The organism is Streptomyces sp. NPDC053432 (assembly GCF_055585365.1).
Map to the genome: position 1 here is coordinate 78,161 of NZ_JBVJKF010000010.1, position 23,635 is coordinate 101,795.

The following is a 23,635-nucleotide window of genomic DNA, read 5'->3' on the forward strand; positions in this document are numbered from 1 at the left end:
ACAGAGCCCCCCGATCCAGCCCCGAGTCCCTCCAGCCCGTCCGGCGTTAGAGGCCCCCCAGCCCCGCCGGCGTTCGAGGCACGGGGGCCGATCCAGCCTCGCCGGCGTTTGAGGCGCGGGGTCTGGGGCGGAGCCCCAGGGAACGGTGGAAGGGCGGGTAGGGGACCAGCCCCGCGCAGCGGCACCCCGACCGGCCCGGCCCGCCAGGCAAGGGCCGCCGGGCCCGGCCGCGCACCGGGGCACCTCCTCGGGCGTCGAACCTGCAGAGGCACCGGCAAGCAGGGCGTGGTCGCGTCCGACGCCCTGCGGGGGCACCCGCCGCACACCCGCCCCCGCCGGCGCGGCGGTAGCACTGGGGGCACTGGGGGCACTGGGGGGACTCCCCCGCACACCCCCCCGCCGGCACGGCGGTGCCACCCCGCCGCTGCCGCCCCGCACACGGGCCACTCGTCCCCGATTGGCCCGCCCCCCGCGCCCCGCCGCCGCATACCGTGCCCCCATGGACCGCACGCTCGCCGCAGACCTCGCCCGGCTCCCCGAACTGCTCGACGCCACCCGCCGCGCCGCGGCCGACGCCCTCGCGACCCTGGACGCGCGTGCCGTCGTACCGCCCGCCGGAGGCGAACCGCACGACCCCGAGCCCCTCCCGGACCACGGCGACGGCACGGAAGCCGCCCTGGCCGCCTTCCGCGAGCGCTGGGAGCCCCGGCTGTCGGCCTCCGCCGGCCCCCGCTACCTCGGCTTCGTCACCGGCGGCGCCACCCCCGCCGCCCTCGCGGGGGACTGGCTGACCGCCGCGCACGACCAGAACTCCAACTCCGCCCTCGACGGCGCCGGCCAGGACCTCGAACGCGAGACCACCACCTGGCTCCGCGAACTCTTCGGCCTCTCGGACGCCCACAACGGCACCTTCGTCAGCGGCGCCACGATGTCCAACACCACCGGCCTCGCGATCGCCCGCGAATGGCTCGGCGAACGCCTCGGGGTCTCCCCGGCCGACGACGGCGCCGCCGCCCTCGGCCCCGTACGGGTCCTCTCCGGCGCCGCCCACTCCTCCATCGCCAAGGCCCTCTCGATCCTCGGCCTGGGCCGCAACGCCCTCGTCCCCGTCCCCACCCTCCCCGGCCGGGAGGCCGTCGACCCCGAGGCCCTCGACCGGGCCCTCGCCGACACCCCCGGCCCGGCCGTGGTCGTGGCCAACGCGGGCACCGTCAACACCGTCGACTTCGACGACCTCCGCGCGATCGCCGCCCTGCGCGAACGGCACGACTTCTGGCTCCACACCGACGCCGCCTTCGGCGCGTTCGCCGCCCTCTCGCCGGACCACGCCCATCTCACCGACGGTCTCGACGCCTCCGACTCCGTCTGCGTCGACCTCCACAAGTGGCTCAACGTCCCCTACGACAGCGCCGTCCAGTTCACCCGCCGCCGCGACCTCCAGACCCGTGTCTTCGCCAACTCCGCCGCCTACCTGGGCCCCCTCGGCGAAGACCCCGACCTCGTGCACCTCACTCCGGAGAACTCGCACCGGCTGCGGGCCCTCGCCGCCTGGTTCACGCTCCGCGCCTACGGCCGCCGCGGTCACCGCGAGATCGTCGAACGCGACGTCGCCTGCGCTAGGGACCTGGCCGGGCAGCTCTCTGCGGACCCCTCCTTCCGGCTCCTCGCCCCGGTCCGCCTCAACGTCGTCTGCTTCACCCTCGCCGAGGCCCCCACCCAGGCCCGCCTCACGGCACTCCGGGAAGCGGTCGCCTCCGAGGTCTTCCTCACCCCGACCGTCCACGCGGGAACCCCCGCCCTGCGCGCCGCGTTCTCCAACTGGCGCACCACGCACGCGGATGTGCGCCGGGCCGCCGAGGCCCTCCGTACGGCAGCGAAGGAGCTCACATGACGGCGGCGCCCCTGACCCTCCTCGAGATCGAGGCCCTCGCGCGCACCGCGCACGAGGGCCAGACCGACAAGGCCGGCCGGCCGTACGCGGAGCACCTCGCGGCCGTGGCCGAGGGCGTCCGGATACGCGGCGGCAGCCCCGAACAGCAGGCGGCGGCCTGGCTGCACGACTCGATCGAGGACGAGGCCCTCAGCCTCACCTGGCTGGATTCCGCCGCCCTCCCGCAGTCGGTGAAGGACATGGTCCTCGCGGTCACCAAGCGCCCCGGCGAGCCGGTCGAGCAGTACGCGGCCCGCATCCTGGCCACCCCCGGCGCCCTGCTGGTGAAGGAAGCGGACCTCGCCCACAACGCGGACCCGGCCCGCCTCGCCGTCCTGGACGCCGCCACCCGCGACCGTCTGTCCGTGAAGTACGCCTATGTCCGCTCCCTCCTCGGCCTCACCGCTCCCTGACCCCACAAACGGAACGATGGTGATTCGTCACGGGGCGGATAGGCGGGGCCGGTTGGTGGGAGGATGGTCCATGTGGGGGTGTGCTTGGCCGTGCGCCCCGGGCCGACCAGGGGACGACCGAAGGTGTGATCAGTAGTGGCCATTTCGCTGTCAGTGGTGGTTCTGTTGGCGGTCATCCTGGTGGTGCTGATCCGCGGCAACCACATCAAGCCGGGCCCTGCCATCGTCGCCGCCCTCTTCGGCTTCTTCCTCGCGTCGAGCTCGATCGCGGACGACGTGAACCGCTTCCTGAACTCCCTGGCGACGATGATCGCGAACATCAAGCTGTAGAGCCCCCGCGAAACGGCCCTCGGCCCCCGGCCACCGGATCCGATGGCCGGAGACCGCGCGACGTCACTTGACGGTGAGCGTTCCCGTCATCTGCGGGTGGAAGGAACAGACGAAGGGGTACGTGCCCAGCCCGGACGGCGCGGTGAAGCTGCCGGTGGCGCCCGCCTTGATGGTGCCGGTGTCGAAGGAGCCGTTCGAGGCGGTCAGGGTGTGCGGAGCCGAGTCCTCGTTGACCACGGTGACCTTCGTGCCGGGTTTCACCGTCAGGGTCGCGGGGTCGAACTTGAAGTCCTTGATGTGGACTTCCGTCGCCTCGGCCGTCACGGCCGACACGGCGGCGGTCCGGGACACGGGCGCGGCGCTGGTACTGGTGACGCCGACGACGGCGAACAGGGCACAGGCGGCGCCGACCGCTGCTGCCCGGGTACGGCGGGAACGGGTGAACGACATGGCCACCCCTCTCACGGTTCAGTAATGGTCTTGACCGGCCCCGGCGCTCTCGCCCGGCCGGCCGGAACACGCCCGCCATGGGCGGAAATGGTGCCGAGGCCCAGCGCGCCGATGAACACCGCCAACAGGCCCGCCACCGGCCGCCACAGCGCGGGAGCGAACGACTCCCACCCGAATCCGAACCTCTCCCCCCACTATCCCAGCCCCCCACGACGGGGCCACTTCACACCCCGGGAACGCATCAGGGCCAGGTCGAGGAAACATCCTCTGACCTGGCCCTGAGCCATTCTGAGCGGGTGACGGGAATCGAACCCGCGTAGCTAGTTTGGAAGATCGCGTACGCACTTCCCGGCTCACCAGCCAACCCCCTGACCTGCACGCCCCCGCCCACCACCCCGCCATTCCCCGAGGCTCCCCCCAGAAGCCCTCCCATCCGGGCACGCGGGGGACACGGCCTTCTGCGCCCTGGGGCAGCGGTAGCGAGCGCTAAACGCGGTTGTGACACACCGCTGCCGCATCGCAGGATGCCAGCCAGGGAGGGACGATGGAACGACACGAGTTGATGCGGCTGCTGGCAGGCGACGACGCGGCTTCCAAGGCTGCTCTGGCGGCCCTCGCTGACGGCGGCGAGTACGTCGTCACGGAGGACTGGATTAGGTCCTCAGAGGTCCACGCACGCGTCCTGACGAAGCGACTTCCAGGCATGCGGTGGAGGGGCGTGGAAACCCTGGGGGTGGAGCGGGCGGTGCAGATCCTCGGCGAGCGCGCCCAGCCGATCCTCTGCGGGATTGTCAGAGACTCCGATGACTCGTGGCTCTTCAGGTTCTTCCTCACCGAAGACGGCGGCGCACTGGTGGCCTGCATCGGCATGCGGCGGCCCGACAAGCGCCCAGCGCAGGAGTCCGACCAGCGGGCTCAGACGTCGCCCTGAGCCGCCTCAAGGCCGTCCACGTCTCCCTCTGCTCTGCTGGCCGCTCTAGCGACTGACAGGGATCTCGTAGACGATCTCGCACAGCGCGGCGGGAATGACGACGTCCGCAGTCTCCACGGGCTGCCCCTGGTCGCTGTAGTACGTCCGCCGGATGTGGGTAACCAGAGCGGCCTTCTGGATCCCGAGGAGTGATGCCTCCTCGGCGGTCGCCTGCCGCGGCTCTGGTTGCTCCACGGCATGGCTGACGGTGATCCCGATCGCGGCCATCCGGTTCACGACGCCAACCCCCGCGTGCGGCCCACCTTCCGGCAGCACAACGAGCGTGCCGGCGGTGAGCTCGTACGGCTCCCAACTCGTCGACAACTGCACTGGCCGACCATCAGCGAGGAACTCGTAAACGGTCCGGACGCACAGCTCGCCCTCGGCAATCCCGAGCCGCGAAGCGATCTCGCCCGGTGCCGGCACCTTCGCCTCGGTCCGGCTCTCCCAGTTGCCCTGCTTGCCCAAGGCCTGCATGTCCGCCCGAAACGGCGAACCGCCGGGCTGCTCCCGCGCCGAGGACCGAACAACCCGCACACGCCGCCGAGGCTCCGCGACATAGGTCCCCGACCCCGCTCGCCCCTCCAGCACACCCTGAGAAATCAGCAACTCCTGCGCCCGGCGAACCACGTTCTCGCCGACACCGCACTCCTCGGCGATCTGGGCACGCGACGGCAGCCGATCGCCGGCGGTCCACTCGTGCTCCGCGATTCGCTGCCGCAGGACGTCGGCGATGCGGAGATAAGGCGGCTGCTCAGGCATGTGGAAAATCTAGTCCACTAGCTCTAATCTAGTTAACCAGCTTCACTCAACGTGTTCACTCGGCGACGGAGGCCCTCGGTGCCCGCTTCGGAAGCAAGGGCCAAGGACCTCGCCACCCGACTCTCAGCCCTCGGGCTGACCACACGAGTGGAGCCGCACGCCACCTACACCTCGATCGAAGCGGAGGTACCGGAAGCGCTGCCCGCCGAATCGTGGCGGGAGGTCCTGGACGTGCTGGCGGAGGCCAACCGATTCGGTCTCCTCGCCAGCAGCTTGACCGGCCGCACCCTCTGGGCCGCCGTAAACGAAGCGGTCCCCGCGACGGGCGACGTCCGGGGACCTGGCCATCAGCGATAGGAGCTGATCAGCGTGTACAACCGTATGGGCCCCACCTCGGCCCGCACCAGTGGGCGACACCTCCCCACACCCCAACCCACGACGACTGCCTACCGCTCAAGCTCGTGCGCGATCGGCACCCACCCCGAGTGCGCTCAGTCGTCCCCCGCCATCGCCCCCGTCGGCATCCCGGTGATCTACGAGGCCTGCGACTGCTCCTGCCACGCCCCAGCCGAAACTCCGGACCCGCGGCAGGCGAACCAGTGATGGCCTGGACTCCGAGCGGCTCACTCGCTGCCAGCATTGAAATCACTTCGCTCACCGTGCGGCGCGGGGACGTCATTCAGATCGGCGGCCAACCGTGCCGAGTCGCCGACCTCGTCCAGCTGCGCGCAGGTGCCAAGCGCCTGTTCTTCGAGTCGGGCGAAGTTCTGACGATGCACGCGCAGAGCCGCCTCATCGCCCTCCGAATGACGAGGAAGTGGTGACCCGCCCCGTGCCCTCTCGCCGAGACGCCATCGCCGATGACCTCCGCCACCAGATCTCGACAGGCCGCTTCAAGGCCGGCGAGCGCCTCCCCTCCGAGGCCCAACTCGCCACCCGCTACACGGTCAGCACGCCAACCCTGCGAAGCGCCCTGGCCCTCCTCCAAGGCGAAGGCCTGGTCGAGAAGATCCACGGCAACGGCAACTTCGTCCGCCGCCCCCTCCCCAGGATCACGTACCGCGGCGGAATGGCCGACCCGACTACCTGGACCACCTTCTCCGCTCCCTTACGAGTGACCACCCGCACCACGAACATCGAGGCGCACAGCCACCTGCCCACCCTCCTGAACGTCCCACCCCGCAGCCCCCTGACCGAAGTCCTCCACATCGCCCACGAAGGCAAGACGCCACACAGCCTGGCCCGCGTCTACGTCCCTCGTGACCTGGCGTCGGCCGACGCACCGGCGGCCACGCCATTGCCTGAGCAGATAGCAGCACGCTTGGTAGACCCCCGCCCAACGCTGGCCGAAGTCCAAGAGCGACTCAGCGCCCGCCTCCCCACCCAGGAAGAGGCAACGGCCCTCCGAATCAGCACATCTCTGGCAGTCCTCTCGCTCACACGCGTGGCCACCGACACCACCGGCCGAGTGGTCGAGGCCGCCCTCCTGCTTCTCCCCGGCGACAGGGCAGACGCACTCTTCACCACCCGCCTCAACATCGAGGAGAGGACCCCAAGGGCATGACCACAAGCAACGAATTGCGCCTCCTCCCATGGTCGGACCCCGACGACAAGCCCTGCTACCTGAGCGCCGACGGCGCCGCCGGCTACCTGTCCCGCCTGGCCGACAGGGCTGAAGAGGCCCAACTCAATTTGGGAGCGGAGCTCCTGGCCCACGCCCTGGAAGTAATCGCCGACGTGGACTCGGATCCGGAGGAACTCCGTCTCCTGGCCACGGACCTGACCGGCGCACTCCGGGACGCGGTCCGAGTAGCAACCAGCCGCGGCCACCGCCTCCTGCGACCAGCCCACTCCGGTCACGAAGGACCGTTGGCGCACCTCACCTAGCAAGAGCATGCATAACAACGGAGCGGCCCCAGACCAAGTCAGGGGCCGCTCCGGCGCATACGGCTCCGGAGGCCCGTGCGTTTCACGCGTTTCTGCAGTTCAGAAGCCCAGAGACAGGTTGCCCTGCACCGCCGGTCCATAGTTAGGCCGCAGACCGGCGATCTGAAGGGGCGTTCACGGGATGTCCGGTTCGGTGCTGTCGTGGCTCTCGCGGTTCCCCGACTCCGTTCTCGACTACGAGGCTCTTGGTCCTTGCCACCTTGGCCAACAGGTGGATCAGGCTGATCCGTTGTCATACCCCCGGCTCATACTGGAGGTAGGGGAGGTCGGTAGGTCCATCCAACAGACGGTAGTCGAGAGATCACCGAAGGGCTAGCATGACGCCATGTTGAAGCGTAGTCTGATATTCCACCGCTGGGCTTCCCTTGCAGGCAAGCCGGAGTTCGTGCCGAATCAAGTCGCCGCCTCCTTGGTGGCTGCGATCTCAACTGACAGCGAATTCGCGATCTTGGATACCGGTGATGCTGTCACAGCGGTAGAAGTCATGGACGTCGGGGTTGGTACCGAGCCCACCAATCTGAGGCTTTTTGCACTGCGTGGTGCGGACGATCGACCCTTCAAGTGGGACAGTCAGGGTAGCGTTAGTCCGATTTCTCTCAGGGATAGTGAGTATCCCGCCGACGTCAGTCATGTTTCAATCTGGCCGGATGGAACATGTGCGCATGACTATGCGAAAAATGTGCCCCGCATTTCTCGTCTTTCGGCATTCTTGCGTCGCAAGCTGAACTCGCACGTAAAGTTCGATGCCCTTTATCGCGAAGACATGCTGGATAAACTCAAGGCGATGGAAGGGCAGATGCGTTCCGTTGAGGTTGCCATGACCAGGCGTGGGGACGTCGCCTCGGGTGGTGGAACCTTTGGGACCCTTATCCCGGCAAGTTTTGGGGAGAGAGCCCCCTCTGTTCGTTTCACTCTCGGGATGGGTAGGTATGGCCCCCGGGATCGATACCTTGACAATGAAACCGAGGAGCAGATCTTCTCGTTGGCGGAGCAGGCAGACGACTTCGTCAGCAATATGATCATCCGAGGTCGAAGTCGAGCCTCCGGCCGAGTGGAAACGATCAACCTGCTTCAGGAGAGGCTTCAGGTCCAAGTGGAGGTCCGCCAGAGTTCTGCGGTCTCTTCCATGCCGGAGCCGTCCGATGTGTTCCTGGAACTTGATCAAGCGTATAAGGGATTTCTGCGCGACGGGAAGATCGCCTCCGCAGTGCGGGGGGAGAAGATGCGTGGCGGGTGAGCGCGGCAAGCTTGGGGGGAGCTATGGCGCCTTTTAGGTGGCTGGATAAACATCTTTGGGTAATTCCGATACTCGTCTTCGTCTTGCTTGAGGCTGCGCTCGTTTTTGCGCACTGGCGTGCGTCGAGCCCGTTTCTACTAGAGGCGGTATCTGCAGACAAGAGAAAAGAGATCTACACGTCTTTGACGGGGTCTTCCAGCGGGCTGCTGGGGTTCACTTTGGCCGCCGTTGCCATCCTGGCTGCCTTCGGCCGACGCGCGACCAATAGCCCAGAAGATCGTCGGCGTGAGGCGGGTCTTGCTGAGGCTCGAACTGGCGTTAGTAAAATCCTGCTTGCCACTGCTGTAATGCTGCTGACGATTTTGGTCACAGCCACAATTGGGCTCGGGGTGGATGTTGATAAATCGGGTGGCTTGGTGGTGACCAGTCTTACTCTCTCTTCCGGAGTTGCCGGGGTGGTAGGGCTCGTGGTGAGTGGGGCCGGGTTGACTCTGTCTCTTGTGGAAAGAGGCCAGGACGCCTGAACGGTGCGGAGCATAAGCGCCGTGCCGCTGTCATCCCGTCTGCCGTCGGCCCACACGGAGTGATAGCGGGGCAGGCTTCTGGGGCCCAGGTGGAGCGCCCTGCTGGACGAACGACCTGGGCCCCAGAAGCCTGGTCTGCTATGGCTTGCCTGGGTCGACGGCAGACGGGATGACAGCTCCCCACCCGAACCACGCACCGGCCTGCAGCCGCATAACTGGCCCCGGTCATCCCGGAGCCTGAGCGCCCCCGCCGGAGGCATATGTATTGACGGGTGGCCGACAGATCGGCCTCGGCTCATGCCATCAAACCCAAGCCCGTGTGGCGCGCGGCCGGCGGTCCGGGCAGGAGCGGGGCGGAGACAGGAGCGCAGGCCCGGGGCGACGGGCGCGCGACGCCGCCTTGGCGGCGGAAGCGCCCTTGATGAAGTAGGGAAACTCTTACCGCATGGCCTCGGGCTCAGAGAGCGATTGGACGGTAGGCCATGGCTCTTTCGACGACCTGCTCGGCGGAAGGGTCCTGCCCGGGGCCTGGGTAGAAGATGTAGTCACTGAGGTGCGGGCACCGCAGGCCCAGTTTCAGGGCTTCGACGATCGCGTCACCCTCGGCCTCGCTCGCGGTGCCGCCGTCCATGAGGAGCTGGACCAGACGGATGGCTTCCTCGCGGGTCATGACGTGACTAGCTGGCGGCCGTCGTGGCTGCGGACGTGGGGGCCTGCGTCGTCCAGGGCGTCCAGGAGGCGGATTGCGTAGACCTCGGACATCTGGGCGGTGACCTCCTCCGGGGTGAGCCATGCGACCGCGGTCGATTCCTCCGAGGTGCGCTCGGTCCCGCCGGACGGCTTGCAGCGGAAGACCAGAGCGACGATGCCGCGCGACGTGTTCTTGTAGACCCCGGTCAGCTCGTCCACCTCAACGTGGATGCCCGTCTCCTCCAAGACCTCGCGCCGGACGCCGGCCTCCGGAGACTCGGTGAGTTCGAGGACTCCGCCCGGCAGTTCCCAAGTCCCGTTGTCCGCGCGGCGGATCGCCAGGAGTCGGCCGTCCTCGCGCACCACCGCCCCGGCTACGGACACGGAGTGCAGTGGCGTTGACTTGGCCTGCGGGAAACCCGTACTCATGTACATGAGCATAGGAGGAAGAGAAGGACTATGGGAACCGCAGCAGGAGGTGGCCGAGGGGCTGTGCCGCGCTACGTGCAGATCGCCGACGACATCGTTCAGCAGATCCGGGCCGGGGTGCTGAAGGCCGGCGACATGGTGCCGAGTGAGTCGAATCTCGTGGAACGCTACGGCGTCGCGGGCGGGACGATCCGCAAGGCCATGGTGGAGGTTCGGGCCAGTGGGCTCGTGGAGACCCGGCACGGCAAGGGCTCCATGGTGAAGGCTCGGCCGCCCGTGCGGCACCGGTCTTCGGACCGCTTCCGGCGTACGCATCGGCAGGAGGGCAGGGCCGCGTACCTCGCAGAGTCCGCGCAGTCTGGGGCCGAAGCCAAGGTGAGCGTGCTGTTCATCGGGCCCATGGAGGCGCCGGAGGAGATCGCGACGCGGCTCGGGGTAACCGCGGGGACTCAGGTACTGGCCCGGCGTCGGCTGTACTTCCGGAACGGCACGCCTGTGGAGACGGCTACCTCGTACCTGCCCTGGGACGTTGTGAAGGACATCCCGGAGCTCTTCGCTGAGAATCCCGGCCCCGGCGGCATCTATGCACGGCTGGAGGACCACGGGCACGTCTTCGCCGAGTACGTGGAGACGCTCCAGGCTCGGCCGGCGGCCAAGGCCGAGGCGACCGAGCTGTCGCTGACCCCCGGTGCCCCGGTAGTTCACCTGCTCCGGGACGCGGTCACGGAGGAAGGCCGTGTGGTCGAGGTGTGTGACACGCTCATGGCCGCTGATCAGTTCGTCTTCGAGTACCGGATCCCTGCGCGCGACTGACGCTCGCTCAACTCCCCACGACCCGCTGCGAGTTTCTCTTCGTAGCGGGTTGACTCATGTATAGGAGTCGGGCACTCTTCTTCATGTCACTCCTATACATGAGTGACGGAGTTCCGCATCTATAGAGGAGTGATCTGCTGTGCGTCAGATTCCCGTCGACACCTCGGCTGCCCTAGTGATGGTGGCCCAGCCTCCGGCCGTGAAGATCAAGGACCGTCTGACCGGTGAGATCGCCACGGACCCCGAGACCGGGTCCCAGATGATGACCGTGGACGTGCTGTTCGCCGCGAACGGCGAGGCAGAGGTCCTGTCGGTGGTTGTGCCGGCGCCCGGCATCTCGGGTGAGCTGGTCATGGGTACCCCGGTCGCGCTGACCGGCCTCGTCGCTCGCCCGTGGGAGAACGAGTTCAACGGCCAGAAGCGCCACGGGATCAGCTTCCGTGCCGTTGCCGTCACCTCGCTCGCCGCCAAGGTGAGCTGAGTATGAACGCCTTATGGGTCACGCTGCTGGTGGTCCTCGTCCTGGCGCTCGTACTGCGCTGGCAGCGGCCCACTTGGTACTGGATGACCTTCGGGGTGACCTTCGCGACGGTCCGCGTCCTGATCCGCTACCGCTCGGTGATGGACGCCTGCGGGCTCACCGTCCCGCCCTCCCGCTGGCGACTGGCGCTCGCCCGGTTCGCCAACCGCCCAGTTCCCGAGGCTCGCTCGCCGCGCATCCTGCGGCTGCGGCCTACCGCGACAGGCCTGGTTCTACGGCTGAAACTCCGGCCCGGACAGGATGCGTTCGACTTCTCCGCCTCATCCGACAGGCTCCGGCACTCCTTCGCCGTTCACAACGTCGTCTCGCGCGAGATCCGTTCCGGCGTCGTCGAGCTGCGGATGACCGGATACGACGTGCTCAAGCGGGTCCGCATGCCGACGGCCGTGCCCGATGAACCGCTTCGGGTGCCGGTGGCCCTGCGAGAGGACGGGCAGATCCATCACCGGGACTACCGGCAGGTCCCGCACGCTCTGAACGTCGGCGCGACCAAGTCCGGGAAGTCCGTCTATCAGCGCACGCTCGTCTCCGGCCTGGCCTCGCAGAACGTCGCCCTCGTCGGCATCGACTGCAAGAACGGCGTGGAACTCTCGCCGATGGCACGACGGTTCACAGCCCTGGCAGACAACCCGGACGATGCGGCGGAACTGCTGGCCGCGCTCGTCCAGTACATGGGCCGTGTCTATCTGGTCATCCGGACCGAGCAGCGGATCAGCATCGACCTGCCGGACGCGGAGATCACTGCCGACATCTGGGACCTGCCCGCGCACCTTCGTCCCGTACCTGTCGTACTCCTCGTGGATGAGGTCGCGGAGCTCGCCCTCGCTGCGGGCAAGGCTGAGGAGGCCCGGCGGGACCGGATCGTCACCGACCTCGTCCGCCTCGCCCAGCTCGGCCGCGCCGCCGGCATCCACCTGGAGATCTGCGGGCAGCGCTTCGGCTCCGAACTCGGCAAAGGCATCACCATGCTCCGGGCCCAGCTCACCGGCCGTACTGCCCACCGCGTCAATGACGAGACCTCGGCGAACATGGCCTTTGGGGACATCTCCCCGGACGCCGTCCTCGCAGCCGTCCAGATCGACAAGGACCGCCCCGGCACCGCTGTAGCCGGCGACTCCTCGGGCGGCTGGTCCCGTATCCGGGCCCCGCACACCACGCTCCGCCAGGCCGTGAACACCTGCAACGCCCACGCGCACCGCACCCCGAGCATCCCAGAGCTGGAGCCCTTCCGGCCCACGCTCCCGGTACGCGCCCTCATCGGCAAGGTCCAGCCGAAAACCGCCTCGGCACCTGCCTTCTGACCACTCGCCTCACCCGGTCGGCGCGGCCTCATCGCGCCAGGTCCCTACCCCACCCATGCCTGAAAGGAGGTGAAGACCATGACCCGCCTGGTTCGGCCGGATGCCGTCCTCGTCCAGGCCGTCATCGCCGGAGCCCTCTCCTTCGCCCACCTTCACGACCTCGCGGAAGCCGCCGGACAGGACGGCTGGAAGGCCTGGGCCTACCCGGTCAGCGTGGACCTGCTCCTCGTCGCCGCCTGGCACCGCCTCCGCTCCCTGCGGGACGCGGGAGAACCCGCGCGGTCGGCCTGGTCCTGGTTCGCCGTAGCCCTCGCGGCCTCGCTCGGTGCGAACGTCGCGACCGCCGGCCTCCTCGACCTCCGCGACGTCCCGGACTGGCTCCGCATCCTTGTCGCCGGATGGCCAGCACTCGCCTTCCTCGGCGGGACGCTCCTGGTCCACCGGCCTACGTCGCCCAGCGCGCCGGAGCCCGTTCCTGACCCGGCGCCTGTGCCCGTGGTCGAGCGGGAGACAGAACCCGGCGTACAGGCTGAACAGCTCCCCGCCTTGCCCGCTCCTGCTCCGGCGCCCACCGTCCCGCCCGCTCTCGTCGCACACGCCCGGAAGATCGCCGCCGACCACCGCACCCGTACCGGCTCGGAGATCGACGCCGAGACCCTGCGTGCCCGACTCGGCGTCCCGTCCCCGATGGCCGAGGCCATCGCCGCCCAGCTCGCCTGACAGGAGATCCCATGCCCGCCCGGATCAACTTCCGCTCGCTCATGAAGATCGGCCCCGTCCAGATCGGCACCTACCGCGACCGCCGCGGCCGCAACAAGGACACGGCCGTCTGCACCACTGATGGCTGCGGCTGGTCCTCGGACTACAGCTCCTCGACCGCCGCCCAGCTCGCCGCCCGCTCCCACCGCTGCCGCGTCAGCTGACCGAAAGGCCAACGCCATGGATGTCCCGCTCTGGTTCGCCCTGCTGGTCGTCGGTGTCCTCGGCTACAAGCTCTTCCGCCCGCCGCTCTGGCTCGTCGCCGTGATCCTCGTCGGCGGCTTCCTCCTCGCGGACAGCTTCCTCGCCCCCGCCATCGACACCGCGATCAATAAGTAGCCCGCCCCGGAAGGTGAACGGCCATGTTCAAGCCCAAGTACCCCAGCCCCGACACCTACACCCCGGCGACCATCCGCCCGACCCGGGCACCCGTCGAGTACTCGGAGTCCGGTCCGGCTCCCGTCCCCGCGAAGTCTGCGAGCGCCTTCGGGGGCCTGGTCCAGAACTCGCCCGGTACCGCGCTCGCCCTCGCCGCCGGCGGAGTCGCCGGAGTCCTCGCGCTGGCCTCGGTCGCCGTCTCGCTGCTCCTGGCCGTCGCGGTCACCGCCGTCGCCCTGTCCGTCAGTGCCGTCGTCCTGCTCTTCCTCGTCCGCGCCCTGCGCCAGGAGTTCAAGAGCCGTTGACCGGCCCCGGGACGGCCTCAACCGCCAAGTTTCCGCCGTCCCGGCGGCTCCCTCCCGCCCGATCCAACGACCCGGAAGGAAGCACCATCATGAACCAGCACGCCTGGGCAGAGCTCTGCCCGAACTGCGACGGGCACTCCTCCGTCGCCGTCACCCTCGGCTGCCGCGACCGCTCCGGCTGCCTCCGCACGATCACCGCGCACTGCCCTGCATGCCACGGCACCGGGATCCGTCGCTTCACCCGCCGTCCCCGCCGGACGGTGGCGGCGTGACCAACACCGCGACCCTCGCGGGCCTGGACCTGGCCACCCTCGGCGACATGCTGAGGGTGGCTGGGGCTACCGGTTACGGACGCTGGGAAGACCAGATCCACCGCACGGGCGGTTGCTCCGACCCGATCCACATCACCGGCTGGACCGTCGCCAAGGACAGGACCTCCGGCGAAATCCTGCACCGCTACTCCACCGAGAACGAGCCCGGCGCTCGCCTCCGGATCGCCTGCGGCAACCGTCGAGCCTCTCGCTGCCCGGCATGCGCCTGGACCTACGCCGGAGACACGTACCACCTCATCCGGGCCGGACTTGCTGGGGACGACCGCCGCGACATCCCCGCCACCGTCCGCGAACACCCCCGCGTCTTCGCCACCCTCACCGCCCCGTCGTTCGGCCCGGTCCACAACCGTCCTGCCGGCCGTCCATGCCGCTGCGGCCAGCACCACCAGGAGCACGATGCCGAACTCGGCACCGCCCTCGACCCGACCACCTACGACTACGCCGCCGCCGTCCTCTTCAATAACCACGCAGGGCAGCTCTGGCAGCGCTTCACGACCCGCCTGCGCCGCGAGATCGCCGCGTACGCCGGACTGACCCAACGGGAGCTGAAGGAGGAGGCTCGGATCTCCTACGGCAAGGTCGCCGAGTTCCAGAAGCGCGGGGCCATCCACTTCCACGCGGTCATCCGTATCGATGGCCCGGCCGGCCCGCTTGACCCTCCGCCTGCCTGGGCCAGCACCGAACTCCTTGACCGCTCGATCCGGTCTGCGGTCGCCCACGCCTACACCTCGATCACTGTCCCGGCCGCGGCCGACCAGCCCGCCCGAACTTTCCGCTGGGGCACCCAGCTCGACGTCCGCCCGATCAAGGCCTTCGGGGACGGCTCCGACATCACGGAGCAGGCGGTGGCCTCGTACGTGGCCAAGTACGCGACGAAAGCCGCGGAGAACACCGGCACCCTCGACCGCCGGATCGGCAACCGTGAGGCCTTGGTCCTCCTCGACGTCCCCGACCACGCTGCGCGCCTGATCGGGGCCTGCCTCGACCTCGACCCGCTCTACCCAGACCGCCGCCTCGCCGCCTGGTCGCACATGCTCGGCTTCCGGGGCCACTTCTCGACTAAGTCCCGCCAGTACTCCACGACCCTCGGCGCCCTCCGCCAGACCCGCGCCGACTACCGCGCTGCGCAGGAGCGGGAAGCCCGCGGCCTGGTCGACGTCGAGCCGGACAGCGTGCTTGTCCTCGCCTCCTGGCAGTACGCCGGCCACGGACACAGCCCGGGGGAGTCGGTACTCGCCGCCACCATCGCCCGCGACATCCAGCTGAACCGCCAGACCGCTCGGGAAGCCCTGCAAGGAGAGCAGCATGAATGAGCGCTATCTCAGCGTCGTCCAGGTCGCCGAACTGCTCGGCACCACCGTCCGGTTCCCGCGGCGGCTCGTCGAAGAGCGGCGGATCACCTACGTGAAGGTGGGTCGACACGTGCGGATCCCGGAGAGTGCGGTGCGCGACTACCTCGCCGCCCACACCGTCGAGCCGCGTCGGCGCCGTCTGGGGGTGGCTGCCTGATGGCTGGAAAGCGTCGTCAGTTCGGACGGGTCCGCAAGCTGCCTTCTGGCAGGTATCAGGCCCGGTACGTCGGCCCGGACGGGCAGCTCCGACCTGCGCCGGAGACCTTCCGGACCAAGCGGGACGCGGACGACTGGCTGGCCGACAAGCAGACCGAAATGAGGCGGGGGGACTGGCACGACCCTGAAGCCGGGAAGGTCGCCTTCGGTCCGTACGCCGTCGCCTGGATCAAGGAACGGGAGCTGACCAGCACCACCCGGCAGCTCTACGGCTCGCTCCTCAAGCACCACCTGGAGCCCGCGTTCGGGGCCGTCAACGTCGCGGACATCTCGGCCCCACTCGTTCGGCGCTGGCGTGCCGACAAGCTCGCCGCCGGCACCGGACCCACCACCGTGGCCAAGGCCTACGCCCTGCTGCGGGCGATTCTTGGGACGGCCTTGTCCGACCAGTTGATCAGGCGGAACCCGTGCCAGATCAAGGGCGCCAGCACCGTGCACACGCCGGAGCGGCCGACCGCGACAGTCCAGGAGGTCTACGCCCTGGCCGGTGCCGTCCAGCCCCGATTCCGGGTGCTGGTCCTGATGGCCGGATTCCTCGGCCTGCGCTGGGGCGAGCTGATCGGGTTGCACCGTCGGGACATCGACCTGGATCACGGCACCCTCCGCGTCCGCCGGGCTGTCGCCGAGCTGCAGGACGGGCAGCGGGAGATCAAGGCGCCCAAGAGTGCTGCGGGTAAGAGGACGGTCTCCATCCCCAGCGTCATCGTTCAGGAGATCCGCGACCACCTGGAGAAGTACGCCGAGCCAGGTGCCGATGGGCGTGTCTTCGTCGGTGCCAAGGGGGCGACTCCGCGCCGGAACCACTTCAACCTGCTCTGGCACAAGGCCTGTCGGAAGGCGGGGATCAAGGGGCTGCACTTCCACGATCTCCGGCACACCGGGAACACGCTCGCCGCCTCGACCGGGGCCAGCACCCGCGAGCTGATGGCGCGCATGGGCCACAGCACCGCCCGCGCCGCGCTGATCTATCAGCACGCCAGTGCCGACCGGGACCGGCTGATCGCCGACGCGCTGAGCGGGCTCGTGCAGAAGGGCCGACGGGGCACGGGGGAGAGGAAGGGGCACGCGGGGGACACGGAGGGCTGATCGCAGACCCCAGAAACGCATCAGGGCCAGGCGGAGGAAACATCCTCTGACCTGGCCCTGAGCCGTCTGGAGCGGGTGACGGGAATCGAACCCGCGTAGCTAGTTTGGAAGACTAGTGCTCTACCATTGAGCTACACCCGCAACGCACGTGCCGCAGGTCGCGGGGACCTTGGCACGGACAGCATCCTAGCGGGTCGTTCAGCGCCCGCGCACACCACATTCGGGCCCGGCGCGCGCAGCCGTCGAAAACCGGTCGGGAAACTCCGTGCATCGGAGCGTCTCCGGGCATGTACCCTACGTGTCGCACCGACGGGGTGTGGCGCAGCTTGGTAGCGCGTCCGCTTTGGGAGCGGAAGGTCGTCGGTTCGAATCCGGCCACCCCGACCACATGATCTCGTTTGCAAGATCGCGTTGTGGGCTGATTGCCGCTTGCGGTTACTATGCAAGCTGCGTGCCCGTGTGTCTGATGTACCGGGCCCGATCCGCTGAACCGCTGAATCACAGCGACAGCAGAGACCCCAGCAGTCAGCCACAAGGAGACCAAACCGTGAAGAGCGCCGTGGAGACCCTGAACCCGACTCGGGTTCGGCTCACTGTTGAGGTGCCCTTCGAGGAGCTCAAGGACAGCCTCGACGCGGCGTACAAGAAGATCAACCAGCAGGTCACGGTGAAGGGCTTCCGCAAGGGCAAGATCCCTGCCCGCGTCATCGACCAGCGCTTCGGCCGCGGTGCGGTGCTGGAGGAGGCCGTCAACGACGCCCTCCCGAAGTTCTACACCGAGGCCGTCAACGAGGCCGACCTGAACCCGCTGGGCCAGCCCGAGGTCGACATCACCGAGCTGAAGGACGGCGAGCTGCTGGCCTTCACCGCCGAGGTCGACGTGCGTCCCGAGATCGAGATCCCGGACTACTCCGGCATCGAGGTCGAGGTCGACGCGGTCGAGGTCTCGGACGAGGACGTCGAGAAGTCGGTCGAGCAGCTGCGCAGCCGCTTCGCGTCCACCAAGGACGTCGAGCGCGCCGCCGCCGAGGGTGACGTCGTCACCATCGACCTCGAGGCCAAGGTCGACGGCGAGGTGCTGCCCGACGGCGTCGCCTCCGACGTCTCGTACACCATCGGCTCGGGTGAGCTGCTCGAGGGCATCGACGAGGCCGTGACGGGCCTGGAGGCCGGTGGCGAGGCCACCTTCACCTCCCAGCTGAAGGGCGGCTCCGCCGAGGGCAAGGACGCCGAAGTCACCGTCAAGGTCACCAAGGTCTCCGCCCGTGAGCTCCCCGAGCTGGACGACGAGTTCGCGCAGCTGGCGAGCGAGTTCGACACCATCGAGGACCTCAAGGCCGACAGCCGCAAGCGCCTCGAGAACATGAAGCAGTACGACCAGGCCACGCAGGCCCAGGAGCGCGTCCTGGAGAAGCTGCTGGAGCTCGTCGAGGTGCCGATCCCCGAGAAGCTGCTCGAGGACGAGGTCAACACCCGCAAGCACAACCTGGAGCACCACCAGCTCGGCCAGATGGGCCTGACCATCGAGAAGTACCTGGAGTTCCAGGGCAAGACGGTCGAGGAGTTCGACGCCGAGACCAAGGAGCAGGCGGTCAAGGGCATCAAGACCCAGTTCGTCCTCGACGCGCTGGTCAACAAGGAGAAGCTGGGCGTCAACCAGGAGGAGCTCACCGAGCACCTCATGCGCCGCGCCGCCTCCTCCGGCATGTCCCCCGACCAGTTCGCCCAGGCCGTCGTCGAGGGTGGCCAGGTCCCGATGCTGGTCGGCGAGGTCGCCCGCGGCAAGGCCCTCGCGGTCGTCGTCGAGGCCGCCAAGGTCACCGACACCAACGGTGAGGTCGTCGACCTGTCCGACGAGGACGAGGAGCAGGTGACCGAGACCGTCGAGGCCGCCGTCGAGGGTGACGCCGAGACCGCCGAGGACGAGGCCAAGTAAGGCTCTCCCGAGCCTCTGCCGGAGTACCCCGAGCAGTGCCCCGAAGGGCCCGTGCGCAGCCGCGTACGGGCCCTTCGGCACAGGGGCCCGTGCCCGGCCCCGCGCGGCCCCGGGACGGCCCTCGTACCTTGCGCTCCCAGCGAACAGTTCAGGAAGCGGGATGGCGTTGTCCGACCTGCGCGTTAGGGTCCATGAATACGAGGGCACGGGAGTACCCGGAACCACCCGGACGCCGGCGGACCTTTCCGCTCCGGCCGGGCCGCGCCCCAGAACGAGACGCTGAGACGGCACATGGCCGTCGGAGACGAGCAGGTGGATACGTGACGAATCTGATGCCTTACGCCGCGGGTGAGCCGTCCATCGGTGGCGGCCTCGGCGACCATGTCTACAACCGGCTGCTCGGCGAGCGCATCATCTTCCTCGGCCAGCAGGTCGACGACGAGATCGCCAACAAGATCACGGCGCAGCTCCTCCTCCTGGCCGCCGAGCCGGAGAAGGACATCTACCTCTACATCAACAGCCCGGGTGGCTCCGTGACGGCGGGCATGGCGGTCTACGACACCATGCAGTACATCCCGAACGACGTCGTCACCATCGGCATGGGCATGGCCGCCTCCATGGGCCAGTTCCTGCTGACCGGTGGCGCCAAGGGCAAGCGTTTCGCCCTGCCGAACACCGACATCCTGATGCACCAGGGCTCCGCCGGCATCGGCGGCACCGCGTCGGACATCAAGATCCAGGCCCAGTACCTGCTGCGCACCAAGCAGCGCATGGCCGAGATCACCGCGTTCCACTCGGGCCAGACCGTCGAGGCGATCATCCGCGACGGCGACCGCGACCGCTGGTTCACCGCCGAGGAGGCCAAGGAGTACGGCCTCATCGACGAGATCATCTCGGCCGCGTCCAACGTGCCGGGCGGCGGCGGCACCGGGGCCTGATCACGCCCCACCGCCAGTACCGACAGCCGACAGCCCGCAGAACGCCACCAGGATGGTGAACACCCAGATGCAGAACAACTTCTCCGCGAGCGGCCTCTACTCCGGCCCGCAGGTGGACAACCGCTACGTCATCCCGCGCTTCGTCGAGCGCACCTCGCAGGGCGTGCGCGAGTACGACCCGTACGCGAAGCTCTTCGAGGAGCGCGTGATCTTCCTCGGCGTGCAGATCGACGACGCCTCCGCCAACGACGTCATGGCGCAGCTGCTGTGCCTGGAGTCGATGGACCCGGACCGCGACATCTCGATCTACATCAACAGCCCCGGCGGTTCCTTCACGGCGCTGACGGCGATCTACGACACGATGCAGTTCGTGAAGCCGGACATCCAGACGGTCTGCATGGGCCAGGCGGCCTCCGCCGCCGCGGTCCTGCTCGCCGCCGGCACCCCCGGCAAGCGCATGGCCCTGCCGAACGCCCGCGTGCTGATCCACCAGCCGTCCGGCGGCACCGGCCGTGAGCAGCTCTCCGACCTGGAGATCGCGGCCAACGAGATCCTGCGCATGCGCGACCAGCTGGAGACGATGCTGGCCAAGCACTCGACGACGCCGATCGAGAAGATCCGCGACGACATCGAGCGCGACAAGATCCTCACGGCCGAGGACGCCCTCGCGTACGGCCTGATCGACCAGATCGTTTCCACCCGCAAGACCAACAGGGCCTGACAAGGCCCGATCCTTGCCGTCAGACGGCGTGGGGACGCCGTCGGATTCGGCGATGTGAACCACGTCAAGGGGGCCCCGCACGGGGCCCCCGGCAAGGTACCGTCGGATATGAGGCACCAGGAGCGCTGAACCAGGCGTCTCCCAGGCGAAGGGGAAGCACCTCGTGGCACGCATCGGTGACGGCGGCGATCTGCTCAAGTGCTCGTTCTGCGGAAAGAGCCAGAAGCAGGTGAAGAAGCTCATCGCAGGACCCGGTGTGTACATCTGCGACGAGTGCATCGACCTCTGCAACGAGATCATCGAAGAGGAACTCGCGGAGACCTCCGAGGTGCGGTGGGAGGAACTCCCCAAGCCCCGTGAGATCTACGAGTTCCTGGAGAGCTACGTCGTCGGCCAGGAGCCGGCGAAGAAGGCGCTCTCCGTCGCGGTGTACAACCACTACAAGCGGGTCCAGGCCGGCGAGAACGGCGGCGCGCAGGGCCGGGACGACGCGATCGAGCTCGCGAAGTCCAACATCCTGCTGCTGGGCCCCACGGGCTCCGGCAAGACCCTCCTCGCGCAGACGCTGGCCCGCATGCTGAACGTACCGTTCGCCATCGCGGACGCGACGGCGCTGACGGAGGCCGGGTACGTCGGCGAGGACGTCGAGAACATCCTGCTGAAGCTGATCCAGGCGGCCGACTACGACGTCAAGAAGGCCGAGACCGGGATCATCTACATCGACGAGATCGACAAGGTCGCACGCAAGAGCGAGAACCCGTCGATCACCCGTGACGTGAGCGGCGAGGGCGTGCAGCAGGCCCTCCTGAAGATCCTGGAAGGCACGACGGCGTCGGTCCCGCCGCAGGGCGGCCGCAAGCACCCGCACCAGGAGTTCATCCAGATCGACACGACGAACGTGCTCTTCATCGTGGGCGGCGCCTTCGCCGGCCTGGAGAAGATCATCGAGTCGCGTGCGGGCGCCAAGGGCATCGGCTTCGGGGCCACGATCCGCTCGAAGCGCGAGATCGAGGCCAGCGACCAGTTCCAGGAGGTCATGCCGGAGGACCTGGTGAAGTTCGGGATGATCCCCGAGTTCATCGGCCGTCTGCCCGTGCTGACCTCGGTCCACAACCTGGACCGCGAGGCCCTGCTGCAGATCCTGATCGAGCCGCGCAACGCGCTGGTGAAGCAGTACCAGCGGCTGTTCGAACTCGACGGTGTCGAGCTGGACTTCGAGCGCGAGGCGCTGGAAGCCATCGCGGACCAGGCGATCCTCCGCCAGACGGGCGCGCGCGGTCTGCGCGCCATCATGGAAGAGGTCCTGATGTCGGTGATGTACGAGGTCCCGTCCCGCAAGGACGTGGCCCGCGTGGTCATCACGGCGGACGTGGTCCGCTCCAACGTCAACCCGACGCTGGTCCCGCGCATCGTCCCGAAGGACCAGGGGCCGCACGAGAAGTCGGCGTAGCGAACACGGCAACGCAGAAGGGGCGCCCCGGCCGGGGCGCCCCTTCTGCGTCGTTCGGACCTCGCGGCTAGTTCTTCACACGCGCCGTGTTGTAGAGCTTCGCGGTGAGGTCCGCGCTCTGCTCCAGGGTGTAGCCAGGCTTTCCGGCGAGGATGGAGGCCACGTCCGAGGCGGTGACCACGGCCAGGGTGCTGTAGTCACCCCAGATGCAGATCGGGAGCGTGAACTCCTTGGGCCCCTTGGCCGTCGCGGCGTCCTTGGGGGTGAACTTGGCCTCCTGGCACTTCATGACGGCGCCCTTGAAGCCGGCCGGAGTCATCGCCTTGGGGCTGCCGATGAGTTCCACATTGGTCTTGCCGTCCTTGGTGGCGTTCAGCTTGGCCATGGCGAAGTAGCCGTCCACCGACTTCTCCGGGTCGGCGATCTCGCCGTAGAGACCGGAGAGGTTGAGGCCCTTCGCGGACAGCGGGTTCTTCGGGTCGCCGGCCTGGTAGGTCATGCCCGCCTGAGTGGGGTTCTTGATGCCCGCGGCTTCGGCTTCCTTCTTGTCCTTGTCGGTCATCTGCTGCTGCTTGTACTTCGGGTCCTGCTTGAAGTCGTCCACCGTGGGCGGGGGAACCAGCTTGTAGCCCTTGGTGTCGGAAGCCACCGAGCCGGCCGCGCCGCCGCCCTGCGTGAAGTACCAGCCGGCGCCGCCGATCACCGCGACCGCGACGACTATGCCGATGATGACGCCCGCCTTGGACTTCTTCGGGGGCTGGCCGCCGTACGGGGGCTGCTGCTGGTAGCCGTAACCGGGCTGCTGCGGCTGCTGCGGGTAGCCCTGGGGCGGAATGCCCGGCTGCTGCTGGGGGTAGCCGTAGCCCGGCTGCGGGGCGGGCTGGCCGTACGGGCCCGGCGGCGGCGGGGGCTGCTGCCCGTACGGTCCGGGCTGCTGCGGCTGCTGGCCGTACGGCCCCGGCTGGTTGTAGCTCATTTCTGCGTCCCCCTCAGGAACTTCTTCTTTAGGACCTTCTTATGCTGCCCACATCCTTGCGGAAGATCGAAAGGGTTCGGGCGCCGGGGTCCCAGGCGTTACGCAACTACGACGCTCCGGCGACGAACTACTTCGCGGGGACCTCCATCGCGGAACGCAGCGCCGCGGTGCGTCCGGCGAGGTCGTCGATGGTCACCGGCTCGTTCTCCACCGGGACGGTGACCGTCACCAGCGAGCTGTGGTCGCCCCACATGCACATCGGCAGCGACGTCCCCTCCACCGCGAGCGTGCCGCAGCGCATCGCGCCGCCCGCGGGGCTGCCCGCGTCGTGGGTGGTGATGTCGGCTTCCTTGACGCCCATGGTCCGCAGGCCCTTGGTGAGTTCGGCGCCCGGGTCCCCGTCGCCGAACGCGGCCTGCGAGCCGCTGACCACCAGCTGCGCGGTGCCCGCCTGGTCGGCGTAGACCACGGCCACCCGCTTCGTGCCCTTCTTCTCGGCACCCTGGCCCTGCTTGATCGCGTCGACCCGCGGCCCCGAGTCCTGCAGGGTCAGGCCCTGGAAGGTGGCGGGCGGCACGATCTCGTACTTCCCGGCGTCGGCGGGGCCGCCGAGCGCCGTGCCCAGGGCGAGCTTGACGGCGATGGCCCCGACCGCGAAGCCCACCACCGCTCCCGCACTCTTGAGGGCGCGCTTGCCCCTGGACGGCGCGGGCTGGGGGGAGGGGTACGGGGGGTACGGGGGCTGGGGAGTGATCTCGCTCATGGTGCGCATGAGATGGCCCCGGCGCGGTCGAACGCAATGGGAGGCCGCCCTGCGGTATGGATTCGTAACGGAGGCGGGACCCCCCG

At 68.6% G+C, this 23,635-nt stretch carries 31 protein-coding genes and 2 tRNA genes; 25 read left to right on the top strand and 8 right to left on the bottom strand.

What is annotated here, in order from left to right:
• The first annotated feature begins 499 nt into the window (after positions 1–499).
• The 3 genes from ACZ6Y1_RS18435 (at position 500) to ACZ6Y1_RS18445 (ending at position 2,673) form a co-directional block, all read left to right on the top strand.
• Positions 500–1,891, top strand: a complete 1,392-nt coding sequence (locus ACZ6Y1_RS18435; protein ID WP_469630199.1) for a pyridoxal phosphate-dependent decarboxylase family protein — start codon at positions 500–502, stop codon at positions 1,889–1,891.
• On the top strand, positions 1,888–2,343 hold the full coding sequence (locus tag ACZ6Y1_RS18440; protein WP_469630202.1) for an HD domain-containing protein: 456 nt from the start codon (positions 1,888–1,890) through the stop codon (positions 2,341–2,343). The genes ACZ6Y1_RS18435 and ACZ6Y1_RS18440 overlap by 4 nt, the downstream gene beginning before the upstream one ends.
• Before the next feature lie 135 nt (positions 2,344–2,478).
• Positions 2,479–2,673, top strand: coding sequence for a hypothetical protein (locus tag ACZ6Y1_RS18445; protein WP_384745525.1), 195 nt, complete (start codon positions 2,479–2,481; stop codon positions 2,671–2,673).
• Positions 2,674–2,736: 63 nt separating this feature from the next.
• On the opposite strand, the gene ACZ6Y1_RS18450 is transcribed toward ACZ6Y1_RS18445, so the two are convergent.
• Entirely contained in the window at positions 2,737–3,123 is a 387-nt protein-coding gene (locus tag ACZ6Y1_RS18450; RefSeq protein ID WP_469630207.1) for a cupredoxin domain-containing protein, read from the bottom strand.
• Positions 3,124–3,667: 544 nt separating this feature from the next.
• On the opposite strand from ACZ6Y1_RS18450, the gene ACZ6Y1_RS18455 reads away from it, so the two are divergent.
• Positions 3,668–4,054 (top strand): hypothetical protein, encoded by a 387-nt coding sequence (locus tag ACZ6Y1_RS18455; RefSeq protein WP_469630210.1) that lies wholly within the window; start codon positions 3,668–3,670, stop codon positions 4,052–4,054.
• 45 nt (positions 4,055–4,099) lie between these two features.
• Here ACZ6Y1_RS18455 and ACZ6Y1_RS18460 read toward each other — a convergent pair whose 3' ends face one another.
• The gene (locus ACZ6Y1_RS18460) at positions 4,100–4,855 is read right to left on the bottom strand and encodes a GntR family transcriptional regulator (protein ID WP_469630213.1); all 756 of its coding nucleotides are present in this window, start codon (positions 4,853–4,855) and stop codon (positions 4,100–4,102) included.
• A gap of 78 nt (positions 4,856–4,933) precedes the next feature.
• Here ACZ6Y1_RS18460 and ACZ6Y1_RS18465 point away from each other — a divergent pair, with 78 nt between their 5' ends.
• Positions 4,934–5,212 carry a hypothetical protein gene (locus ACZ6Y1_RS18465; RefSeq protein WP_469630216.1) on the top strand — a complete coding sequence of 93 codons (279 nt, stop codon included), beginning with the start codon at positions 4,934–4,936 and terminating at the stop codon, positions 5,210–5,212.
• Positions 5,213–5,478: 266 nt separating this feature from the next.
• On the opposite strand, the gene ACZ6Y1_RS18470 is transcribed toward ACZ6Y1_RS18465, so the two are convergent.
• Positions 5,479–5,634 (bottom strand): hypothetical protein, encoded by a 156-nt coding sequence (locus ACZ6Y1_RS18470; RefSeq protein WP_469630218.1) that lies wholly within the window; start codon positions 5,632–5,634, stop codon positions 5,479–5,481.
• Between the two features lie 41 nt (positions 5,635–5,675).
• On the opposite strand from ACZ6Y1_RS18470, the gene ACZ6Y1_RS18475 reads away from it, so the two are divergent.
• The 4 genes from ACZ6Y1_RS18475 (at position 5,676) to ACZ6Y1_RS18490 (ending at position 8,563) form a co-directional block, all read left to right on the top strand.
• The gene (locus tag ACZ6Y1_RS18475; RefSeq protein ID WP_469630221.1) at positions 5,676–6,419 is read left to right on the top strand and encodes a GntR family transcriptional regulator; all 744 of its coding nucleotides are present in this window, start codon (positions 5,676–5,678) and stop codon (positions 6,417–6,419) included.
• Positions 6,416–6,742 carry a hypothetical protein gene (locus ACZ6Y1_RS18480; RefSeq protein WP_469630224.1) on the top strand — a complete coding sequence of 109 codons (327 nt, stop codon included), beginning with the start codon at positions 6,416–6,418 and terminating at the stop codon, positions 6,740–6,742. The genes ACZ6Y1_RS18475 and ACZ6Y1_RS18480 overlap by 4 nt, the downstream gene beginning before the upstream one ends.
• A 385-nt stretch (positions 6,743–7,127) precedes the next feature.
• Positions 7,128–8,039, top strand: coding sequence for a hypothetical protein (locus tag ACZ6Y1_RS18485; protein ID WP_469630227.1), 912 nt, complete (start codon positions 7,128–7,130; stop codon positions 8,037–8,039).
• A complete protein-coding gene (locus ACZ6Y1_RS18490) occupies positions 8,036–8,563 on the top strand; it encodes a hypothetical protein (RefSeq protein ID WP_469630230.1) in 528 nt (175 codons plus the stop codon). Before ACZ6Y1_RS18485 ends, ACZ6Y1_RS18490 begins: the two co-directional genes overlap by 4 nt.
• Positions 8,564–9,020: 457 nt before the next feature.
• Here ACZ6Y1_RS18490 and ACZ6Y1_RS18495 read toward each other — a convergent pair whose 3' ends face one another.
• Complete coding sequence (locus tag ACZ6Y1_RS18495; protein WP_469630233.1) at positions 9,021–9,233, bottom strand: bacteriocin immunity protein; 213 nt, start codon at positions 9,231–9,233, stop codon at positions 9,021–9,023.
• On the bottom strand, positions 9,230–9,694 hold the full coding sequence (locus ACZ6Y1_RS18500) for an NUDIX hydrolase (protein ID WP_469630236.1): 465 nt from the start codon (positions 9,692–9,694) through the stop codon (positions 9,230–9,232). Before ACZ6Y1_RS18500 ends, ACZ6Y1_RS18495 begins: the two co-directional genes overlap by 4 nt.
• A gap of 18 nt (positions 9,695–9,712) precedes the next feature.
• Between ACZ6Y1_RS18500 and ACZ6Y1_RS18505 the strand changes: the two genes are divergently transcribed.
• The 11 genes from ACZ6Y1_RS18505 to ACZ6Y1_RS18555 all read left to right on the top strand — a co-directional run bounded on the left by ACZ6Y1_RS18505 (position 9,713) and on the right by ACZ6Y1_RS18555 (position 16,765).
• Entirely contained in the window at positions 9,713–10,495 is a 783-nt protein-coding gene (locus ACZ6Y1_RS18505; RefSeq protein WP_469630239.1) for a GntR family transcriptional regulator, read from the top strand.
• A gap of 139 nt (positions 10,496–10,634) precedes the next feature.
• Positions 10,635–10,976 (top strand): SCO3933 family regulatory protein, encoded by a 342-nt coding sequence (locus ACZ6Y1_RS18510; RefSeq protein WP_469630242.1) that lies wholly within the window; start codon positions 10,635–10,637, stop codon positions 10,974–10,976.
• A gap of 2 nt (positions 10,977–10,978) precedes the next feature.
• Complete coding sequence (locus ACZ6Y1_RS18515; protein WP_469630245.1) at positions 10,979–12,337, top strand: FtsK/SpoIIIE domain-containing protein; 1,359 nt, start codon at positions 10,979–10,981, stop codon at positions 12,335–12,337.
• 78 nt (positions 12,338–12,415) lie between these two features.
• A complete protein-coding gene (locus ACZ6Y1_RS18520) occupies positions 12,416–13,057 on the top strand; it encodes a DUF2637 domain-containing protein (protein ID WP_469630249.1) in 642 nt (213 codons plus the stop codon).
• Between the two features lie 11 nt (positions 13,058–13,068).
• The gene (locus ACZ6Y1_RS18525; protein ID WP_469630252.1) at positions 13,069–13,260 is read left to right on the top strand and encodes a mobile element transfer protein; all 192 of its coding nucleotides are present in this window, start codon (positions 13,069–13,071) and stop codon (positions 13,258–13,260) included.
• Between the two features lie 16 nt (positions 13,261–13,276).
• Positions 13,277–13,435, top strand: coding sequence for a hypothetical protein (locus ACZ6Y1_RS18530; protein WP_469630255.1), 159 nt, complete (start codon positions 13,277–13,279; stop codon positions 13,433–13,435).
• A gap of 23 nt (positions 13,436–13,458) precedes the next feature.
• Entirely contained in the window at positions 13,459–13,779 is a 321-nt protein-coding gene (locus ACZ6Y1_RS18535) for a hypothetical protein (protein ID WP_469630260.1), read from the top strand.
• Between the two features lie 89 nt (positions 13,780–13,868).
• Positions 13,869–14,051 (top strand): hypothetical protein, encoded by a 183-nt coding sequence (locus tag ACZ6Y1_RS18540; protein ID WP_469630262.1) that lies wholly within the window; start codon positions 13,869–13,871, stop codon positions 14,049–14,051.
• Entirely contained in the window at positions 13,991–15,424 is a 1,434-nt protein-coding gene (gene repSA, locus ACZ6Y1_RS18545; RefSeq protein WP_469630265.1) for a replication initiator protein RepSA, read from the top strand. Before ACZ6Y1_RS18540 ends, repSA begins: the two co-directional genes overlap by 61 nt.
• Positions 15,417–15,620, top strand: coding sequence for an excisionase family DNA-binding protein (locus ACZ6Y1_RS18550; RefSeq protein WP_400053288.1), 204 nt, complete (start codon positions 15,417–15,419; stop codon positions 15,618–15,620). The genes repSA and ACZ6Y1_RS18550 overlap by 8 nt, the downstream gene beginning before the upstream one ends.
• Positions 15,620–16,765, top strand: a complete 1,146-nt coding sequence (locus ACZ6Y1_RS18555; RefSeq protein ID WP_469630270.1) for a tyrosine-type recombinase/integrase — start codon at positions 15,620–15,622, stop codon at positions 16,763–16,765. The genes ACZ6Y1_RS18550 and ACZ6Y1_RS18555 overlap by 1 nt, the downstream gene beginning before the upstream one ends.
• Positions 16,766–16,832: 67 nt before the next feature.
• Here the strand turns inward: ACZ6Y1_RS18555 and ACZ6Y1_RS18560 are convergent.
• Positions 16,833–16,906, bottom strand: a tRNA-Gly gene (locus ACZ6Y1_RS18560).
• 169 nt (positions 16,907–17,075) lie between these two features.
• Between ACZ6Y1_RS18560 and ACZ6Y1_RS18565 the strand changes: the two genes are divergently transcribed.
• The 5 genes from ACZ6Y1_RS18565 to clpX all read left to right on the top strand — a co-directional run bounded on the left by ACZ6Y1_RS18565 (position 17,076) and on the right by clpX (position 21,810).
• Positions 17,076–17,152: transfer RNA gene (locus tag ACZ6Y1_RS18565), tRNA-Pro, on the top strand.
• A gap of 160 nt (positions 17,153–17,312) precedes the next feature.
• Complete coding sequence (tig, locus tag ACZ6Y1_RS18570; protein ID WP_469630272.1) at positions 17,313–18,701, top strand: trigger factor; 1,389 nt, start codon at positions 17,313–17,315, stop codon at positions 18,699–18,701.
• Positions 18,702–19,021: 320 nt separating this feature from the next.
• Entirely contained in the window at positions 19,022–19,639 is a 618-nt protein-coding gene (locus tag ACZ6Y1_RS18575) for an ATP-dependent Clp protease proteolytic subunit (RefSeq protein ID WP_376661033.1), read from the top strand.
• A gap of 52 nt (positions 19,640–19,691) precedes the next feature.
• Positions 19,692–20,360 (top strand): ATP-dependent Clp protease proteolytic subunit, encoded by a 669-nt coding sequence (locus ACZ6Y1_RS18580; protein WP_384588417.1) that lies wholly within the window; start codon positions 19,692–19,694, stop codon positions 20,358–20,360.
• A 163-nt stretch (positions 20,361–20,523) separates the two neighbouring features.
• A complete protein-coding gene (clpX, locus tag ACZ6Y1_RS18585; RefSeq protein ID WP_030026955.1) occupies positions 20,524–21,810 on the top strand; it encodes an ATP-dependent Clp protease ATP-binding subunit ClpX in 1,287 nt (428 codons plus the stop codon).
• 67 nt (positions 21,811–21,877) lie between these two features.
• Here clpX and ACZ6Y1_RS18590 read toward each other — a convergent pair whose 3' ends face one another.
• Positions 21,878–22,786 carry a hypothetical protein gene (locus ACZ6Y1_RS18590; protein ID WP_469630278.1) on the bottom strand — a complete coding sequence of 303 codons (909 nt, stop codon included), beginning with the start codon at positions 22,784–22,786 and terminating at the stop codon, positions 21,878–21,880.
• Between the two features lie 127 nt (positions 22,787–22,913).
• Entirely contained in the window at positions 22,914–23,549 is a 636-nt protein-coding gene (locus tag ACZ6Y1_RS18595; protein WP_469630280.1) for a hypothetical protein, read from the bottom strand.
• Positions 23,550–23,635 lie beyond the last annotated feature (86 nt).

Bases quoted from the DNA above. Each gene is read 5' to 3' on its own strand.
- ACZ6Y1_RS18530 (WP_469630255.1), top strand. From the start codon at position 13,277: ATGGATGTCCCGCTCTGGTTCGCCCTGCTGGTCGTCGGTGTCCTCGGC.
- ACZ6Y1_RS18590 (WP_469630278.1), bottom strand. From the start codon at position 22,786: ATGAGCTACAACCAGCCGGGGCCGTACGGCCAGCAGCCGCAGCAGCCC.
- ACZ6Y1_RS18460 (WP_469630213.1), bottom strand. From the start codon at position 4,855: ATGCCTGAGCAGCCGCCTTATCTCCGCATCGCCGACGTCCTGCGGCAG.
- ACZ6Y1_RS18515 (WP_469630245.1), top strand. From the start codon at position 10,979: ATGAACGCCTTATGGGTCACGCTGCTGGTGGTCCTCGTCCTGGCGCTC.
- ACZ6Y1_RS18435 (WP_469630199.1), top strand. From the start codon at position 500: ATGGACCGCACGCTCGCCGCAGACCTCGCCCGGCTCCCCGAACTGCTC.
- ACZ6Y1_RS18440 (WP_469630202.1), top strand. From the start codon at position 1,888: ATGACGGCGGCGCCCCTGACCCTCCTCGAGATCGAGGCCCTCGCGCGC.
- ACZ6Y1_RS18485 (WP_469630227.1), top strand. From the start codon at position 7,128: ATGTTGAAGCGTAGTCTGATATTCCACCGCTGGGCTTCCCTTGCAGGC.
- ACZ6Y1_RS18520 (WP_469630249.1), top strand. From the start codon at position 12,416: ATGACCCGCCTGGTTCGGCCGGATGCCGTCCTCGTCCAGGCCGTCATC.
- ACZ6Y1_RS18495 (WP_469630233.1), bottom strand. From the start codon at position 9,233: ATGACCCGCGAGGAAGCCATCCGTCTGGTCCAGCTCCTCATGGACGGC.
- ACZ6Y1_RS18480 (WP_469630224.1), top strand. From the start codon at position 6,416: ATGACCACAAGCAACGAATTGCGCCTCCTCCCATGGTCGGACCCCGAC.
- ACZ6Y1_RS18535 (WP_469630260.1), top strand. From the start codon at position 13,459: ATGTTCAAGCCCAAGTACCCCAGCCCCGACACCTACACCCCGGCGACC.
- ACZ6Y1_RS18505 (WP_469630239.1), top strand. From the start codon at position 9,713: ATGGGAACCGCAGCAGGAGGTGGCCGAGGGGCTGTGCCGCGCTACGTG.
- ACZ6Y1_RS18550 (WP_400053288.1), top strand. From the start codon at position 15,417: ATGAATGAGCGCTATCTCAGCGTCGTCCAGGTCGCCGAACTGCTCGGC.
- ACZ6Y1_RS18500 (WP_469630236.1), bottom strand. From the start codon at position 9,694: ATGCTCATGTACATGAGTACGGGTTTCCCGCAGGCCAAGTCAACGCCA.
- ACZ6Y1_RS18450 (WP_469630207.1), bottom strand. From the start codon at position 3,123: ATGTCGTTCACCCGTTCCCGCCGTACCCGGGCAGCAGCGGTCGGCGCC.
- ACZ6Y1_RS18455 (WP_469630210.1), top strand. From the start codon at position 3,668: ATGGAACGACACGAGTTGATGCGGCTGCTGGCAGGCGACGACGCGGCT.
- ACZ6Y1_RS18595 (WP_469630280.1), bottom strand. From the start codon at position 23,549: ATGAGCGAGATCACTCCCCAGCCCCCGTACCCCCCGTACCCCTCCCCC.
- ACZ6Y1_RS18555 (WP_469630270.1), top strand. From the start codon at position 15,620: ATGGCTGGAAAGCGTCGTCAGTTCGGACGGGTCCGCAAGCTGCCTTCT.
- ACZ6Y1_RS18540 (WP_469630262.1), top strand. From the start codon at position 13,869: ATGAACCAGCACGCCTGGGCAGAGCTCTGCCCGAACTGCGACGGGCAC.
- ACZ6Y1_RS18525 (WP_469630252.1), top strand. From the start codon at position 13,069: ATGCCCGCCCGGATCAACTTCCGCTCGCTCATGAAGATCGGCCCCGTC.
- ACZ6Y1_RS18580 (WP_384588417.1), top strand. From the start codon at position 19,692: ATGGTGAACACCCAGATGCAGAACAACTTCTCCGCGAGCGGCCTCTAC.
- repSA (WP_469630265.1), top strand. From the start codon at position 13,991: ATGCCACGGCACCGGGATCCGTCGCTTCACCCGCCGTCCCCGCCGGAC.